The sequence below is a fragment of the Microvirga sp. HBU67558 genome (assembly GCF_018069605.1).
GTDB lineage: Bacteria > Pseudomonadota > Alphaproteobacteria > Rhizobiales > Beijerinckiaceae > Microvirga > Microvirga terrae.
Genome location: NZ_JAGPUP010000506.1, coordinates 22,969 through 38,228, shown reverse-complemented (window position 1 = coordinate 38,228; position 15,260 = coordinate 22,969). Strand labels below are relative to the sequence as shown.

Genomic DNA, 15,260 nt, shown 5'->3' with positions numbered 1-15,260 from the left:
CCTGTCCCGGCCATCCCGATACGATAAAGCGCAGTGCTTCAAGCCATCGGGATCACCGGGACAAGGCCGGTGATGACGAAGGACGGTGATGACGGCGAGAAGGGAGCGAGGAAGGTGACCGGCCTGCATCGGCCGTCGAAGCTCCGTCAGCGTCCCTGGAAGATGAAGAAGGCGCCCGACGCGATGAGGGCGAAGCCGATGAGGTGGTTCCAGCCCAGCGGCTCCTTCAGGTAGAGCACCGAGAAGATCGCGAAGACCACCAGGGTGATGACCTCCTGCATGGTCTTGAGCTCGGCCGCCGAATAGACCTCCGAGCCGATCCGGTTGGCCGGAACGGCGAACCAGTACTCCACGAAGGCGATGGCCCAGCTGGCCATGACGGCGATCCAGAGGGGCGACGTCTTGAACTTCAAATGCCCGTACCAGGCGAAGGTCATGAAGACGTTCGATGCGATCAGCATCAGGACGGGCGTCGTATGGGGGCTCATGGAAGGGACCGGCACGTGAGGGAAAGGTGCCCCTGCCCTATTCCTTCGGGACGACGTGTCAAGCGTCCCGATGGACGCGTCTCTCTAAGGACGGCTCATCGGACCCATGCCTTATGGTGAGCCCCTTCCGTCGTGGCCGGCCCTGTGCCGGCTATCCCGATCTCTTCGAATGCCGCGCCTCATCGCATTGAGATCACCGGCACAAGGCCGGTGATGACGTGGGAGGATGTCAGGACCCGCCATCCCGACACGGATCCGGTTTTTGCATTGCCTTCGCTGCCATCCCCCGCGCTACCGCGCGCCGAGACGCTGCAGCACCTGAGAGCCGCCCGCGATCTGCGGGTTGGACGGGTCGAAGCCTTCCCGCCGCTCCCGATCCGTCACGAGGCCGCGGGCCCGCTCGAAGGCGATGTCCAGGCGGCGCTCGCCGCGCAGGGCCCGGTTGAAGAAGGCATCGCCGAAATAGGTCCAGGTCGCCCCGTCGCGGCAGCCGAAGGACGGCCTGTCGGCCGCGGCCGCCGTGATGACGAGGGTGCGGGCGTCGGCCAGCTCCCGGGCGAAGATGCCCGAATAGCAGGCCGAGACGATCAGGACCCGGTGCTGCGCCCGGGTCCGGTCGAGGAGCTGCCGCACATCGCCCGGCGTGACGAGGCGCGCGTCGCGCCCGGACACCAGCCCGATGCCGTCGGGGCCGCCATGGGACGTGAGGACGAGCACCACGACGTCCTCGGCCGGATCGAGAACCTGCCCGGCCGCCGCTGCGGCCGCCATCAGGGATTGCGGCGTCGCCCCGGCCCGGCGCTTGGTGTTGGAGCGGACGACGGAGCGTCCCTTCGCGTCGAACTGCGCTTCGAGGATCCGCGCCGCCCCCCGGGCCTCGCTCTCGAATACGCTCTGCGGGCCCCATAGCCCGAAGGAGAGGACGTAGACGTCCGTCCGGCCCGGACGCTGCTGCGCCAGACCGGCCGTCTGCCCGAGGGACGGCGCGGCCGCGCCGAGCGCGACGAGGAGCCCGAGCATGCAGGAAGCGATCAACCGACGCATGAAACCACCCCAGATCCTCCACAGCTTAGGGGCAACATCCTTTCGGCGCCAGGGGCGCCTGATCCGGCTGAACCGAATGCCGTCTTCCGGGTTTCCCTGTCAGTTCCGTCACGATTCATCCCCGGATTCATCACAACGAGGGTTTTATGGATATCGCGCTCGACAAGGTTTGCGAACTCATTCTCCGGGTCAGGGCCATCGACGTGAAGGAAGGCATCACCGATCCGGCGTCGGGGTCGAACCCTATCGACGACGGCAGCATCGATTCCCTCACCGCCTCGCCGGACGACGCCACCGAGGACGAGCTGCGCGACGTGATCGCGGGCCTCAACGACGACGAGCGCGCCGACCTGATCGCCCTCGTGTATATCGGCCGCGGCGACATGGAGCCCGAGGAATGGGGCGCCGCCGTGCGGCTCGCCCGGGAGCGCGAGGAAGCGAGCTCGCTCTCCACCGCCGACTGGCTCATCGGCATCCCGAATCTCGCCGACCTCCTGGACGAGGGCCTCAACGCCATGGGGCGCAGCTGCGTCTGAGGCGCCACGCCCGAGGCGCCGCGTCTGAGGCGCCGGGCATCAACTCTCCGCGAGGCTGCCCGGAGCTGGCATCGGACGGGATATTTCCCTGTGAATCGGCGTCGCCCGCACGGCGACGGCGCCCTAATTGTGACATGGATCGGGCTAATACTCCGGCCTAATCCCAAAGGAGGATCCCATGACTCCGCGCCTGCCCCCGGAGAACCCGGACAATGACGAGCAGAGCGAGCTGCTTCAGGCCGTGCACCGGGCCCTGAACGATCTCGCGCCGGTCAACGATCCGGTCGAGCCCCTGCCCGTCGCCCCGGCGAAACCCGACCTGCACGCGGCTCCGTCGCCGGACGAGACCGAGGTCGAGATCGACCGCATCGAAGCCTATCTGAGGGGTCCGACGGCGTTCACCGCCTGACCCCACCCCGTCCGCCCTGCGTCCGGCCCTCACGCAGGGCGAGGACCTTGCAGGCGAACCCTTCCGCCTCCTGGCCGGAGGCCCCTCTTCCCCAAGCCCGACAGCCCGACCCTCTGCCTCACCGGCGCGATGCTTGATGTCGTCTCGGCGACAGGACAGAGCGGTCCGGGCGGCGCCTCACGCGCGAGGTAAAAGCCAGCCTGCGGCAAAGCCCCGGTCCATCGGGAAGTCAATCTTACCTTAGGGTATTCTTCTAAAAGACAATTGCGCCGAGGTTTCTCACGCGGTGGTTGTGCTACGTTATCAAGAAACGTAGCCGATGCCCTCTTCCGCGATCTCCTCCCACGCCGTCGACGCCTTCATCGCCCGATGGACCGCCTGCGAGGGCGGCGCCGAACGGGCCAATTACCAGATGTTCCTGTCGGAGCTCTGCGACGTCATCGGCGTGCCGCGCCCCGAGCCGTCCGGCCAGGCGCGGGAGCGGAACGACTACGTGTTCGAGCGCGCCGTCCGCCCGCGCGACAGCGATGCGACCGCGGCGCCCAAGCGCATCGATCTCTACAGGAAGAACGCCTTCATCCTCGAGGCCAAGCAGTCGCGGCTGCCTGACGGAAGAAAGGTGGAACGAGGCGAACTCGCACCTGTGACTGACGAGCCGGCCAACCTGGGCCGCCGCAGCATCAGCCGTGGTTGGGACGTCATGATGAAGAACGCGCGCCGGCAGGCGGAGTCTTATGTGTTCCTGCTCGATGCGGATCACCCCGCCCCACCCTTCATCATCGTCTGCGACGTGGGCCATTGCCTGGAGCTCTACGCGGATTTCAGCGGCACCGGCCGGGCCTACAGCCACTTCCCGGACCGCAACGGCTTTCGCATCTATCTTCACGACCTGCGTGAGGAGAAGACGCGCGCTCTTCTCGCACGCGTCTGGCAGGAGCCGCACTCGCTCGACCCGTCGAAGGAGGCCTCCCGCGTCACCCGCGACATCGCCAAGCGCCTCGCAGGGGTGAGCAAGGCGCTGGAAGAGCGCGGATGCGACGCGGAGGACGTGGCCCATTTCCTCATGCGCTGCCTCTTCACCATGTTCGCCGAGGATGTGGCGCTCCTGCCCGAAGGCGCGTTCACGCAGCTGCTGAAGGATTGCATCGACCACCCCGATGCCTTCGCCCCCCTGCTTGAGGAGCTCTGGGTGAAGATGGACGAGCCGCAGCACGAGCGACGTTTCTATTCCCTGTTCAAGAAACATCTGCGTTATTTCAACGGAAACCTGTTCAAGCAGGCACGAGCCTTCCCGCTCGGCCGAGAGGAAATCGGCGAGTTGTGGGAAGCGTCGAAGGCTCAATGGACCGAGGTCGATCCCGCCATCTTCGGCACGCTTCTCGAACAAGCCCTCGACAAGAAGGAGCGCAGAAAGCTCGGCGCCCATTACACGCCGCGCGCCTATGTGCAGCGCCTCGTGGACGCGACCGTCATGGAGCCCCTGCGCGAGGATTGGCAGAATGCCCTGCGCAAGGCCGAGCACGCCAAGGAGACGGGTGACGAGAATGCGGCGATCGCCATCGTGCGCGCCTTTCACCGCCAGCTCTGCGCCACGCGGGTGCTCGACCCCGCCTGCGGCACGGGAAACTTCCTCTACGTGTCGCTGGAGCTGATGAAAAAGCTCGAAGGCGAGGTGCTGGAGACCCTGGCGCAGCTCGGCGAGCCCGAGAGCATGGGCCTCGACCGGGAGACCGTCGACCCGCACCAGTTCCTCGGCCTGGAGCTCAACCCACGCGCCGCCGCCATCGCCGAGCTCGTGGTGTGGATCGGCTATCTGCAGCAGCATTACCGCAACCGCACCGGCCACCCGTCCGAGCCGATCCTGCGCGCCTTCGAGAACATCAATTTCGGCCGGCGCCAGGGCTACGACGCCGTGCTGACTTGGGACGGCTATCCCGTGCCGCATGTGGTGGAGAAGGATGGCAAACGGGTCGAGACCTACCCGACCGCGCGCCGGCCCGCATGGCCGGACGCAGAGTTCATCGTGGGCAATCCGCCGTTCATCGGCGGTAAGGATCTGCGCGCCCGTCTGGGTGACGCCTACACGGAAGCGCTCTGGTCCGCGCACAGGCACATGAACGACTCGGCCGATTTCGTCATGTACTGGTGGGACCGTGCGGCGGAATTCCTCACCGCGAAGAACTCACCCCTGCGCCGCTTCGGGTTTGTCACCACCAACTCGATCACGCAGGAATTCTCCCGCCGCGTGATGAAGAAGCGCATGGAGGGCAAGACTCCAGTGTCGCTCGTCATGGCGATCCCGGATCATCCCTGGACGAAAGCAGCGGCGGATTCGGCGGCGGTGCGGATCGCCATGACGGTGGCGGAGAAGGGTGAGCGGGATGGTGTGCTGTACGAGGTGATGCGCGAGAGCGGGCTAGATACGGATGAGCCTGTGGTTGAACTCGTCGAACGTGCCGGGCGGGTCAATGTTGACTTGACGGTAGGTACTGATGTCGGCTCGGTTGCACCGCTTCTCGCCAATGAAGGTCTCTGCTCACGAGGCGTTTCACTTCATGGTTCAGGCTTCATCGTGACACCGGAAGAGGCCGCACATCTCGGCCTTGGAAAAAGATCAGGGCTGGAGAAGCACATTCGCCCTTACCGCAACGGGCGCGACCTAACCGCAACACCACGGGGGGTGATGGTGATTGATCTATTCGGGTTGAAGTCCGAGGAAGTTCGCCAAAGTTACCCCGAAGTGTACCATCACATACTTTCGGCAGTGAAGCCCGAGAGGGACAGCAACAATCGCGACACGTATCGGCTGAATTGGTGGACTTTCGGCGAGTCCCGCCGCGAATTGCGCCCTGCCTTAGACGGCTTGCCTCGGTACATCGCGACGGTCGAGACTGCGAAGCACCGGATTTTTCAGTTTCTCGATGCATCGATCCTACCAGACAACATGCTTGTCGCCATTGCCTCGTCCGATCCTCTACATCTCGGCTTTCTGTCATCGAAGCTGCATATGAGTTGGGCGCTCGGGCAAGGCGGCACGCTCGAAGATCGACCGCGCTACAATAAGTCCAGTTGCTTCGACCCCTTCCCCTTCCCCGATCCGCCCGAGGCCCTCAGAGCCCAAATCCGCGCCGTCGCGGAGGAACTCGACGCCTTCCGCAAAGCCCGTCAGGCCGAGCACCCAAAACTCACGCTGACGCAGATGTACAACGTGCTGGAGAAACTGAAGGCGATGGACGCGGCATCGACCTCCCCGTCAAGGCTGGGCTCATCCCGATCGAACGAGCACGGCGCCTCGAGCCGTCGGGATCCCCGGCACAAGGCCGGGGATGACGCTGGGACGATTGCCCTCACGCCCGACGAGGAGCGGATCAAGGACGAGGGGCTGATCGGCACGCTCAAGAGCTATCACGGAGACCTCGACCGGCTGGTGTTCCAGGCCTATGGCTGGCCCGACACACTCTCCGACGAGGAGATCCTGGAACGGCTCGTCGCGCTCAATGCCGAGCGGGCCCGGGAAGAGGCGTCGGGCCTCGTGCGCTGGCTCAGGCCCGACTACCAGATCCCGCGCTTCGCCAAGGGCGCGGCGGCCGCGAAGACCGGCGAGCTCGACCTCGGCGCGACCGTGGTGACGATCGACCGTGCCCTGCCGGATTTCCCGAAGGACCGGCACGAGGATTCGCTCGCCGTCGAGCACGCGCTCCTCTCCGCCGGGCGCCCCATGGATGCGGCCGCGCTGGCGCGCGGCTTCAGGCGTGGCGGCAAGCGGATCGAGCCGCGCATCGAGCAGGCGCTCGCCACCCTGGTCCGCTACGGCCGCATCACGATGACGGCAGACGGCCGCTATCTCGCCCGCAAGGCGGCCTGAACCCCCGCCCCCACCAACGAAAAGGGCCGCGGTTCAGCGGCCCTTCCCTTCACACGCTCTCTTCACACACTCTCTGGGCGAAGCGTCACAGCTTCCCGAGCTTGAGGAATTGCGTTTCGCCGGACGAATTGTCGACGCCGTCGTTGTCGGTCACGATGTAGGCGTCGCCCGCCGCGTCGATGGCGAAGCCCTCGACCTTGTCGAGCACGTAGCCCTTTGCGGCCTTCAGGTCGGGCAGGAGATCGCGCACCAGCGTTTTCTGGACGAGCGGCAGCTCGCCGCCGAGCGCCGCGGGCTTCATGTCGGCGAGGGACACCGCGTAGAGCTTCTTGACCGCCGCCTTCTCGGCGATCTGGTTGTCGCGCTCGATGAGGATGACGCGGTCGCCCGCGGCCGTGATCTCCGACAGGCCGATCCAGCCGGCCTGCGCGGCGTCGAGCGGATAGCGCACGGCGCGCCAGCTCTTGTCCGACGGCCTGTAGGCGAGGAGCTTCACGGCGTTCTTGCCGTCGTCCGCCCATTCGCGCTGCACCGCGAGCCACACGGTCTCGTCAGCACCCGAGCCGGTGACCGTCACGCCCTCGAAGCCGTAGTTCTTCGCGCCCTTCTCGAGCTCTGCCGGAACGGTGATCTCCTCCTGGATCGCCCCCTTGGCGTCGACCCGGACGAGGAGGTTCTTCACGCCCTTCTCCAGGTTGCCCTCGGAGGCGAGCCAGAAGCCGTCGCGGGCCACGGCGATGCCCTCGAGATCGAGCTTCTCCGCGGCGGCTCCGCCTCGGGTCACGAGGGTCTCGGCCGTGATGAGCGCGGGCTTCCTTGTGGCGTCGATGGTGAGGATGCGCGGGGCGGCCCCATAGACGCTGTCGGTGACCGCGTAGAACCGGCCGGCCTCGGTCTTGTCGGCCGCGAGGCCCGAGAGCGCGCCCCAGCCGATCGGCAGGCCGCCGGCGTTCTTGGCGGAGCGGATCGTCGGATAGGCGGGCGCCGCGCGCTCGGCGCGCTGGTAGATCATCACGTGCGGGGCGGCGCCGCCGTCCCCGTGCAGGTCGGTCTCGCTCGTGGCCACGAACAGGTTGCGCGACGGGATGGCGAGCAGACCCTCCGGCCCGATGCCGGTCGGCAGAACCTGCAGGAGTTCCGGCGCGGCGCCCGTGTCGCGGTAGACGCCGACGACCGAGGCACGCTCGGAGCCGACGAAGATCAGAGTGTCGCCGCCGAAGCGGCCGGTCTCGACGCCTTCGATCTCGACACCCTTCTTGTTGCGCTTGTCCGGATAATGGCCGAGCGACACGATCTCGTGCTCCAGGCTCGTGCCGGATTCGTACGCGACGCTGCCGTCCCGGTTGAAGATGGTGAAGCCGCGCGATCCGCCCTTCCAGTCGCCTTCGTTCGCCGTGACGAAGCGGTCGGCGTCGATCCAGTGCACCGCGTCCGGCTCGCGCTCGACCTTGTCCATGGAGCCGGTGAGCTCGATCTTGCCGTCCTTCTTGGTGTCGATGGCCTTGAGGTCCACGGTGCCGGCGGAGAAATGCGCCTCGACCGTGCCGGTCTTCCCGTCGACCACGGCGATGTGGTTGTTCTCCTGCAGGGTCACGACGACCTTGCCCTGGTCGGACACGTCCACGTATTCCGGCTCCGGATCCTCACCGGCGACGGCCGCAAGGCCCGTCAGGCTCACGGTCCTCAGCGCCGCGCAATCGACCTGGTCGCCGTTGAGCGAAGCGAGCACCAGCGAACCGGCGGGCAGCTGCGGCAGCGCGCCCTCGTTGATCTCCTCGTCGCGCTCGTTCTCGATCGCGATGGCGAGCACGCCGGCATTCGCGGCGATCGAGTCGGGCTGGCCCGCAAGCGCGCACTCGGCCACGATCCTGCGGTCGGCAAGGCTGACGGCGACGAGCTTGCCGCTCGGATTGGTGAAGCTCTCGGAGGTGTTGACGGCCACATAGGCTTTGCCTGCGACGACCTTCACGGATGTCGGCTCGCCGCCCACCGCCAGGGTGCCGCCGGCCTTGGGCTGCGCCGGATCGGCGATGTCGATGAAGCCGAGCGCCTTGCGCGGGCTGTCCGTGTAGACCAGCAGGCGGCCGTCCTCGCTCGCCGACATGATCTCGGCGACCGTGTCGCTTTTCTGATCCTGGTCCTTTGCCAGGTTCGCCGTGATGGGGAAGCTGGCGATGCGGTCGAAAGTCTCCGCCGCGGAGGCGCCGAGCGCGGTGCCGGAGAGGAGAGCGGCCGACAGAGAGGCGGCGACGAGGGAACGGTGCATGGGATCTCCCGCGAGACGGTCAAGGTTAGCCGGATCCTCATGCCCCTGGCCCATGACAGGCGGATGACAGGCAGATGACAGGCGGAACGGCGGCGCAACCCGAGCCGTTGTGCACCGAATCCTCGCGTCGGGCGTTGTCGAGACCGAACCCGCGCGATAGCTGTGGCTCGGCGAGCCGCCGTCGCGCTCGCCCCTCTTTCGACAGGAGCCCTCATGAGCATCGGGCTGATCGCCCTGCTGGACGACGTTGCGGCCTTGGCCAAGGTCGCGGCCGCCTCCCTCGACGACGTGACCGCCCAGGCGGCCAAGGCCGGCGCCAAGGCGGCCGGCGTGGTGATCGACGACGCCGCCGTGACGCCGCGCTACGTGACGGGCTTTTCCGCCGCGCGGGAGCTGCCGATCGTCGGCAGGATCGCCCTGGGGTCCCTCAAGAACAAGCTCATCTACCTGCTGCCGGCCGCCCTCCTCCTCAGCCTGTTCGCCCCTTGGGCGATCACGCCGCTGCTCATGATCGGCGGCGCCTATCTCTGCTACGAGGGCTCGGAGAAGGTGTTCGAGGCGCTGTCCCCGCACGGCGCCCACGAGCACGAGGCCGCAGTCGGGGCCGCGACCCAGCCGGCCCGCAATCTCGAGGACGAGAAGGTCAGCAGCGCGATCAAGACCGACTTCATCCTGTCGGCCGAGATCATGGCAATCACCCTCGCGAGCCTCCCGGCGGGATCGACCTGGATGCAGGCGGTCGTGCTCGCCGTGGTGGGCATCGGCATCACGGCCCTGGTCTATGGCGGCGTCGCGCTGATCGTGAAGGCGGACGATGCCGGCGTGGCGCTCGCCCGCACCGACCGGCCGGTCTCGCGCCTCCTGGGGCGCGAGGGCGACGCCCCCCTGCACACGGACTGCCTCCTGGCCCCCGTGACGACCGCGTTCGGGCGCGGCCTGGTGAAGGGCATGCCGATCCTGCTGAAGGCTCTGGCGATCGTCGGCACGGCGGCCATGATCTGGGTCGGCGGCGGCATCATCATCCACGGCCTCGAAGGCTACGGCTTCGCCGGCCTCGGCCACGCCATCCACGATATCGCGGTGGCGGCCGGCCATGCCGTTCCGGCGCTCGGGGGCCTGGTGGAGTGGCTCGTCTCGGCGGCGGCCTCCGGACTGTTCGGGCTGGTGCTCGGCGCCGTGCTGATCCCGCTGGTCCACTACCTCGCCGTGCCGCTCGTCAGGGCCGTGAGAGGCGGGAGCCGGAAGGCCGAGAGGCCTACAGTATAACCGCCTCTCCTCTTCCATTCCCCGGCCGTTCGTACCATATTCGTTCTATGGCCAAATCACCCAAGAAGCCCAAGCTTTCCACCGGGAAGGCGTCCAAGCCTGAGCTCAAGCCGCTGGATCCGTATCTGGCCGATCTCCTCAATCCGGCGGTCAACCGGGAGCGGGAGGCGGCCGAGGGGTTCGCCGAGAGGGCGCAGGAGACCTTCATCCACGGCGACATCGCCGATGTCGACCCGGCGCTCGCCAAGAAGCTCGGCCTCAAGGGGCCGGATGACGGGCCGGACGTGGCCGAGGAACTGGGCGAGCTGTCCCCGGGCTCCGGCGTGTCGGCGACCGTCGATGCGCTCTCGAAGCTCCTCACCGAGGGGGACCCGCGCTTCAAGAACGGCACGCTCTGGGTGCCGCACCGCCCGCCTCGGCCCGAGAAGTCGGAAGGCGGCATCCCGTTCAAGATCAAATCCGACTTCACGCCCTCGGGCGACCAGCCGACCGCGATCGCCGAGCTGGTGGACGGCGTGCGCCGGGCCGAGCGTGACCAGGTGCTGCTCGGCGTCACGGGCTCGGGCAAGACCTTCACCATGGCCAAGGTGATCGAGGAGACGCAGCGCCCCGCCCTCATCCTGGCGCCCAACAAAACGCTCGCCGCCCAGCTCTACGGCGAGTTCAAGTCGTTCTTCCCGGACAACGCGGTCGAGTACTTCGTGTCCTATTACGACTACTACCAGCCCGAGGCCTATGTGCCGCGCTCGGACACCTTCATCGAGAAGGAAAGCTCCATCAACGAGCAGATCGACCGGATGCGCCACTCGGCGACCCGCGCGCTGCTCGAGCGCGACGACGTGATCATCGTGGCGTCCGTGTCGTGCATCTACGGTATCGGATCGGTCGAGACCTATACGGCCATGACGTTCTCCGTGAAGGTGGGCGAGCGCATCGAGCAGCGCCAGCTTATCGCGGATCTGGTGGCCCTGCAGTACAAGCGCATCCAGAGCGACTTCGCCCGCGGCACCTTCCGGGTGCGCGGCGACGTGATCGAACTCTTTCCCGCCCACTTGGAGGACCGCGCCTGGCGCATCGGCCTCTTCGGCGACGAGATCGAGTCCATCGTCGAGTTCGATCCGCTCACCGGCAAGAAGACCAACGACCTGCAATTCGTGAAGGTCTACGCGAACTCGCACTACGTGACGCCGCGCCCGACCCTGCAGCAGGCCGTGAAGGGCATCCAGGACGAGCTGCAGCACCGCCTGCAGGAGCTCGCCCGCATGGGCCGCCTGCTCGAGGCGCAGCGGCTCGAGCAGCGCACGCAGTTCGACCTCGAGATGATCGAGGCCACGGGCGTGTGCAACGGCATCGAGAACTATTCGCGCTATCTCACCGGCCGCAAGCCGGGAGAGCCGCCCCCGACCCTGTTCGAGTACCTGCCCGACAACGCCCTCGTGTTCACCGACGAGAGCCACGTGACCGTGCCGCAGATCGGCGGCATGTATCGCGGCGACTTCCGCCGCAAGGCGACGCTCGCCGAGTACGGCTTCCGCCTGCCCTCCTGCCTCGACAACCGTCCCCTGCGCTTCGAGGAATGGGACGCCATGCGGCCGCAATCGGTCCACGTGTCGGCGACGCCGGCCAAGTGGGAGATGGAGCAGACCGGCGGCGTCTTCGTCGAGCAGGTCATCCGCCCCACCGGCCTCGTGGATCCCGTGGTGGAGATCAGGCCGGCGCGAAGCCAGGTCGACGATCTCGTGCACGAGGTGAAGGAGCTCGCAGCGAACGGCTACCGTACCCTCGTGACCACGCTCACCAAGCGCATGGCCGAGGACCTCACCGAGTACATGCACGAGAACGGCATCCGCGTGCGCTACATGCACTCGGACATCGACACGCTGGAGCGCATCGAGATCATCCGGGATCTCAGGCTCGGCGCCTTCGACGTTCTCATCGGCATCAACCTGCTGCGCGAGGGCCTCGACATTCCCGAATGCGCCCTGGTGGCCATTCTCGACGCGGACAAGGAAGGCTTCCTGCGTTCCGAGACCTCGCTGGTGCAGACCATCGGCCGCGCGGCCCGTAACGTGGAAGGCAAGGCGATCCTCTACGCGGACAAGATCACCGGCTCCATGGAGCGCGCCATCGCGGAGACCAACCGCCGCCGCGAGAAGCAGCTCGCCTACAACGCCGAGCACGGCATCACGCCGCAATCGGTGAAGAAGAACATCGCGGACATCCTGGAGAGCGTCTACGAGCGCGACCACGTGTCGGTCGACACGGGCCTCGCCGACAGGACCGTGGGCCACAACCTCAAGGCCGTCATCGCCGACATGGAAAAGCGCATGCGCGAGGCCGCGGCGAACCTGGAATTCGAGGAGGCGGCCCGCCTGCGCGACGAGCTCAAGCGCCTGCAGGCGACCGAGCTCGCCATCAGCGACGACCCGATGGCGCGCCAGAGCGACGTGGAGAAGGAAGCGGGCCGGTACGGCGGCTCGCGCAAGTACGGCCGCAGCGCCAACCTGCCGCCGAAGGGCCTGCCGCCCTCGCCCGACGGCGCCACGGCGGGAGACGAGGAGACCGACGCCTATGGGCCGACCGGCAAGGGCCGGTCCGACGAGGGCACCCGGGTGCGCAAGCCCGGCCTCGACGAGATGGGCCCGGGCACGGACCGGGAGGTGCCGCTCAACTACCGCGAACGCCCGGCCGCGCGCTCGACGCAGGGCTTCGCGGGCCAGAAGCCGAAATACAAGGGACGCAAGGGGCGGTAAGGCGCCGCGCCTTACGCATCGTACGGACCCAAGGGGCCGCACGATGCGCCACTTCATGGAATGACCATTGGATCCGATCCCAAAAGTGGGTCCACTTTTGGGTCCGATGCTCTATCCCGGCATGGCGTTAACGATGCCGGTCACCACGGACCCGATGCTGGCGGCCAGGATGGCGGCCGTGGCGGCCGCCTTCGGCAGGAGCAGGCCGGCCCGGCGCGCATCCGCGTACCAGCCGCCCGCGATCGTGCGCCACTGCCAGTAGGGCGAGAGCGTCCAGGCCGGCGGATAGGGCCGCCTCTCGCGCCGGCACACGTCCCAGACGATCCGGTCGTTCACCCGGTAGAACGCCACCGACGCGGCCCCGAACAGCACGAACCAGACCAGTCCCCTGACCATCACCCGACGCTCCGCGCCCGTCCTCCCGTGGACAACGCCGTCATGACGGCGTTTGTGGCGGCGCCGGGACCATGCGGACCTTCCCTCACCGCCACGCCACCTCGTAGGCGGCGACCGGCTGCGCGAAGCCCTTCAGGCTCCGGCTTCCGAGATCCACGAGGCGCAGGCGGGTGGGAAGCGAACCGGTGACCGTCCCGGACACCACGATGGTGTCGGGCTCGGCGCTCTGGCACAGGCGGGCCGCCATCTGGACGGTGGCGCCGAACAGGTCGTTGTGGTCGGCCACCGGCTCGCCCGCATCGAGGCCGATGCGCACCCTGAGCTTCTCGCGGCTCGCCATGTTGAAGGCCTCGAAGGCCCGCTGGATGGCGCGCGCCGCGTCCACGGCGGCGGTCGCGTCGGCGAAGGCCGCCATGATCCCGTCGCCCGTATGCTTGACCTCGCGCCCGCCGTTGTCGTGCAGGGCGCGGCGGACCATGGCGTCGTGCGCCCGCACCATCTCGACCGCGCGGGCATCGCCCAGGCGCTCGGTCATGGCGGTGGACTCGACGATGTCCGTGAACATGATGGTGCGCAGGGCCGGATCGATCGCCCCCGGCGAGGCCCCGGCCGGGTGCGGATCGGAGATGCGGCCCAGAAACGCCTCGACGGCCGAGAGATCGACCTCGATCACGTCGCGGGCGATGTTCCCATGGGCCTCGTCATGCACCCGCCCGGCCGTCTCGATGTCGGGCGCGTCGATGAGGCAGAACGCGGTGCCGCGGGTCTCGTCGAACCAGTAGGTCAGGAACCGCACCCCGTAGCGCCCCTGAACGTCCAGGTCCTTGCGATGGGCCTCGGCGATGTCGGCCGCGGTCAGGCCCTTCAGGTCGTGCCGGTCCAGGAATATGGGCATCGAATCCTCTCTGCATCCTCCCACTGACCCCTTCTTCCCTAACGTAATGTACAGGGTTTGGCACGAGGCCGGAATGCTCGGGACGCTTCATGCGTCTGGAGAGAAGATGACACCTCCAGCCCGTCATGGCCTGCCTCGTGCCGGCCATCCCAATCCGGAAAAACTCGGCGCTTCCCGGATCGAGATCACCGGGACAAGCCCGGTGATGACGTGGGAGATGTCGACGGGCATATCATTCAACCAACCGGTTGACTATCTCGTTTGGCCCCTCTATATTCAACCACATGGTTGAATTACAGGCTCCTCAGCTCGACACCGTCTTCCACGCTCTCGGCGACGCGACCCGGCGCCGGATGCTGCGGGATCTCGCCGACGGCGAGCGCACGGTGAGCCAGCTGGCCGAACCCTTCTCGATCTCGCTCGCGGCCGCCTCGAAGCACATCAAGGTGCTCGAACATGCCGGCCTCCTGCGGCGCGAGATCCGCGGCCGCACCCATGTCTGCCGCCTCGATCCCGGGCCGCTCGCGAGCGCCCATGAGTGGCTCGGCATCTACGAACGCTTCTGGACCGACCGTCTGGACGTGCTGGAACGGCTCCTCCGCGAGGAGGACGCCCGGACACCCGAAACCCCCGAAGGAGACAAACCATGAGCGACCTTGCGACCACGGATCTTGCGGAGCGCAGCCCCTACGGGGTGCTGACCGACCCGGCTACCCTGACGATCCAGCGTCTGCTGCCCGGGCCCATCGAGCGGATCTGGGACTATCTCACCAAGAGCGACCTGCGCCGGCAATGGCTCGCGGCGGGCGAGATGGAGCTCAAGGTCGGCGCGCCGGTCGAGTTCGTCTGGCGCAACCACGAGCTCACCAACCCGCCCGGCGAGCGCCCGCCGGGCTTCTCCGAGGAGCACCGGATGGAGAGCCGCATCACCGAGCTCGACCCGCCCCACCGCCTCGCCATCACCTGGGGGTCGACCGGCGGCGTCTCCTTCGAGCTGGAGCGCAAGGGCTCCGAGGTGCTGCTGACCCTGGTCCACCGCCGCGTGCCCGACCGGGCGACCCTGCTCAATGTCAGCTCCGGCTGGCACGCCCATCTCGACATCCTGGCCGCCCGCGCGGCCGGCATCGAGCCAAGGCCGTTCTGGGAGAGCTGGAGCCGCCTGAAGGAGGACTACACCCGGCGGATCCCCGAGTAAGGACCCGGCCGCCTCCCGGCCCGACCCTCCCCGTCATCACCGGGCTCGTCCCGGTGATCTCGAGAATCTGGAACGCCGCGCCTCAAAGCATCGGGATGGCCGGGACAGGCCCGGCCATGACGTGGAGCGGGCGCCCCCAAGGGCGGC

At 67.5% G+C, this 15,260-nt stretch carries 12 protein-coding genes; 7 read left to right on the top strand and 5 right to left on the bottom strand.

The genetic code is table 11. The features are described 5' to 3' along the window. Nucleotides 1-146: 146 nt before the first annotated feature. Both KBI52_RS12565 and KBI52_RS12560 read right to left on the bottom strand, forming a co-directional pair. Nucleotides 147-488 carry a DMT family protein gene (locus tag KBI52_RS12565; RefSeq protein ID WP_173946186.1) on the bottom strand — a complete coding sequence of 114 codons (342 nt, stop codon included), beginning with the start codon at nt 486-488 and terminating at the stop codon, nt 147-149. 291 nt (nt 489-779) lie between these two features. Beyond that, nucleotides 780-1,532 (bottom strand): C13 family peptidase, encoded by a 753-nt coding sequence (locus tag KBI52_RS12560; protein ID WP_210807848.1) that lies wholly within the window; start codon nt 1,530-1,532, stop codon nt 780-782. A gap of 146 nt (nt 1,533-1,678) precedes the next feature. Between KBI52_RS12560 and KBI52_RS12555 the strand changes: the two genes are divergently transcribed. The 3 genes from KBI52_RS12555 to KBI52_RS12545 all read left to right on the top strand — a co-directional run bounded on the left by KBI52_RS12555 (nt 1,679) and on the right by KBI52_RS12545 (nt 6,342). Continuing rightward, nucleotides 1,679-2,068, top strand: coding sequence for a DUF3775 domain-containing protein (locus KBI52_RS12555; RefSeq protein WP_173946184.1), 390 nt, complete (start codon nt 1,679-1,681; stop codon nt 2,066-2,068). A gap of 178 nt (nt 2,069-2,246) precedes the next feature. Further along, complete coding sequence (locus tag KBI52_RS12550; protein WP_173946183.1) at nt 2,247-2,477, top strand: hypothetical protein; 231 nt, start codon at nt 2,247-2,249, stop codon at nt 2,475-2,477. A gap of 319 nt (nt 2,478-2,796) precedes the next feature. Continuing rightward, complete coding sequence (locus tag KBI52_RS12545; RefSeq protein WP_210807846.1) at nt 2,797-6,342, top strand: class I SAM-dependent DNA methyltransferase; 3,546 nt, start codon at nt 2,797-2,799, stop codon at nt 6,340-6,342. Between the two features lie 85 nt (nt 6,343-6,427). On the opposite strand, the gene KBI52_RS12540 is transcribed toward KBI52_RS12545, so the two are convergent. Then, entirely contained in the window at nt 6,428-8,608 is a 2,181-nt protein-coding gene (locus KBI52_RS12540; protein ID WP_210807844.1) for an esterase-like activity of phytase family protein, read from the bottom strand. Between the two features lie 213 nt (nt 8,609-8,821). On the opposite strand from KBI52_RS12540, the gene KBI52_RS12535 reads away from it, so the two are divergent. Further along, nucleotides 8,822-9,874, top strand: a complete 1,053-nt coding sequence (locus tag KBI52_RS12535) for a DUF808 domain-containing protein (protein WP_210807842.1) — start codon at nt 8,822-8,824, stop codon at nt 9,872-9,874. Nucleotides 9,875-9,921: 47 nt separating this feature from the next. After that, the gene (uvrB, locus tag KBI52_RS12530) at nt 9,922-12,627 is read left to right on the top strand and encodes an excinuclease ABC subunit UvrB (protein ID WP_210807840.1); all 2,706 of its coding nucleotides are present in this window, start codon (nt 9,922-9,924) and stop codon (nt 12,625-12,627) included. 111 nt (nt 12,628-12,738) lie between these two features. Here the strand turns inward: uvrB and KBI52_RS12525 are convergent, their stop codons facing one another. Beyond that, nucleotides 12,739-13,023: a hypothetical protein gene (locus KBI52_RS12525; RefSeq protein ID WP_173946178.1), complete on the bottom strand. Its 285-nt coding sequence runs from the start codon at nt 13,021-13,023 to the stop codon at nt 12,739-12,741. An 85-nt stretch (nt 13,024-13,108) separates the two neighbouring features. Beyond that, on the bottom strand, nt 13,109-13,918 hold the full coding sequence (locus KBI52_RS12520; protein ID WP_173946177.1) for a nickel-binding protein: 810 nt from the start codon (nt 13,916-13,918) through the stop codon (nt 13,109-13,111). Between the two features lie 284 nt (nt 13,919-14,202). Here KBI52_RS12520 and KBI52_RS12515 point away from each other — a divergent pair, with 284 nt between their 5' ends. Then, nucleotides 14,203-14,568 carry a helix-turn-helix transcriptional regulator gene (locus KBI52_RS12515; RefSeq protein ID WP_173946176.1) on the top strand — a complete coding sequence of 122 codons (366 nt, stop codon included), beginning with the start codon at nt 14,203-14,205 and terminating at the stop codon, nt 14,566-14,568. Continuing rightward, entirely contained in the window at nt 14,565-15,113 is a 549-nt protein-coding gene (locus KBI52_RS12510; RefSeq protein WP_210807838.1) for an SRPBCC family protein, read from the top strand. Before KBI52_RS12515 ends, KBI52_RS12510 begins: the two co-directional genes overlap by 4 nt. Nucleotides 15,114-15,260: the final 147 nt, after the last annotated feature.

What these genes read in the sequence shown, in the direction of transcription:
- KBI52_RS12565 (WP_173946186.1), bottom strand. Translation starts at nt 488, where the DNA reads ATGAGCCCCCATACGACGCCCGTCCTGATGCTGATCGCATCGAACGTC.
- KBI52_RS12560 (WP_210807848.1), bottom strand. Translation starts at nt 1,532, where the DNA reads ATGCGTCGGTTGATCGCTTCCTGCATGCTCGGGCTCCTCGTCGCGCTC.
- KBI52_RS12555 (WP_173946184.1), top strand. Translation starts at nt 1,679, where the DNA reads ATGGATATCGCGCTCGACAAGGTTTGCGAACTCATTCTCCGGGTCAGG.
- KBI52_RS12550 (WP_173946183.1), top strand. Translation starts at nt 2,247, where the DNA reads ATGACTCCGCGCCTGCCCCCGGAGAACCCGGACAATGACGAGCAGAGC.
- KBI52_RS12545 (WP_210807846.1), top strand. Translation starts at nt 2,797, where the DNA reads ATGCCCTCTTCCGCGATCTCCTCCCACGCCGTCGACGCCTTCATCGCC.
- KBI52_RS12540 (WP_210807844.1), bottom strand. Translation starts at nt 8,608, where the DNA reads ATGCACCGTTCCCTCGTCGCCGCCTCTCTGTCGGCCGCTCTCCTCTCC.
- KBI52_RS12535 (WP_210807842.1), top strand. Translation starts at nt 8,822, where the DNA reads ATGAGCATCGGGCTGATCGCCCTGCTGGACGACGTTGCGGCCTTGGCC.
- uvrB (WP_210807840.1), top strand. Translation starts at nt 9,922, where the DNA reads ATGGCCAAATCACCCAAGAAGCCCAAGCTTTCCACCGGGAAGGCGTCC.
- KBI52_RS12525 (WP_173946178.1), bottom strand. Translation starts at nt 13,023, where the DNA reads ATGGTCAGGGGACTGGTCTGGTTCGTGCTGTTCGGGGCCGCGTCGGTG.
- KBI52_RS12520 (WP_173946177.1), bottom strand. Translation starts at nt 13,918, where the DNA reads ATGCCCATATTCCTGGACCGGCACGACCTGAAGGGCCTGACCGCGGCC.
- KBI52_RS12515 (WP_173946176.1), top strand. Translation starts at nt 14,203, where the DNA reads ATGGTTGAATTACAGGCTCCTCAGCTCGACACCGTCTTCCACGCTCTC.
- KBI52_RS12510 (WP_210807838.1), top strand. Translation starts at nt 14,565, where the DNA reads ATGAGCGACCTTGCGACCACGGATCTTGCGGAGCGCAGCCCCTACGGG.